A 758-nucleotide genomic window follows, 5' to 3' on the forward strand; every position below is an offset into this window, starting at 1 on the left:
AATGGCAAGAAGTCTAATTTTAATCAAAAGAAAATAGATAAACACCTGGAGTATATAGAAACCAAAACCCAAGAATATCTGAGCGCTTTAGCCCAAAACGACGATCAAGAAACCAGCACCACGGTAACCAATATTCAACAAAAAATAGAACGCTTAAAGCAAAATAAAATCAGATATGAACTGCTGGAGGAGCAACTCAAAACCAGTGGCGAACCGCAAGTAAGCACCACCGACCCCGATGCCAGAGCACTCTTGGTTCAAGGGCAATTAGTAGAAGTGTCTTATAATATTCAAGCGGCAGTGGATGATAAACACAACTTAATTGTGGCAACGCACACCATCAATAGAAATGATAAAAATGCACTCTCGGCCATTGCTTTAGAAGCCAAAGAAAACCTAAAAGCAGAAACCTTTACCGTATTAGTCGACAAAGGCTATCACAACGGTAGAGAAATAGCAACCTGCAAGGACAACAATATTGCCACCATTGTTGCACAACCCGATCAAGGCAAGAGCAACGAAAACGGTACACAACCGGAGTATTTTGTAACAAAGTTTATCTATAATAAAGAAGAGAATACTTATACCTGTCCGCAAGGAGCAACGCTAAGCACTACTGGACGATGGCACAAGAAAACAGGTCGCACCGAAGAAAGCGGTTATATGTACCAAAAATACCGCACACCAGCCTGCAAAACCTGCCCGGTAAAAGACCAATGCACCAGTAGAAAAGGCGGACGAGAGATTGATAGAAGCCA

The 758-nt window shown here is 42.0% G+C and carries 1 protein-coding gene; it reads left to right on the forward strand.

Annotated elements, in window-relative coordinates:
- On the forward strand, nt 1-758 hold a 758-nt coding region (locus CHX27_RS00255), incomplete at both ends, for a transposase (RefSeq protein WP_165764398.1).

Source organism: Flavobacterium aurantiibacter (assembly GCF_002251775.1).
GTDB classification, from domain to species: Bacteria; Bacteroidota; Bacteroidia; order Flavobacteriales; family Flavobacteriaceae; genus Flavobacterium; species Flavobacterium aurantiibacter.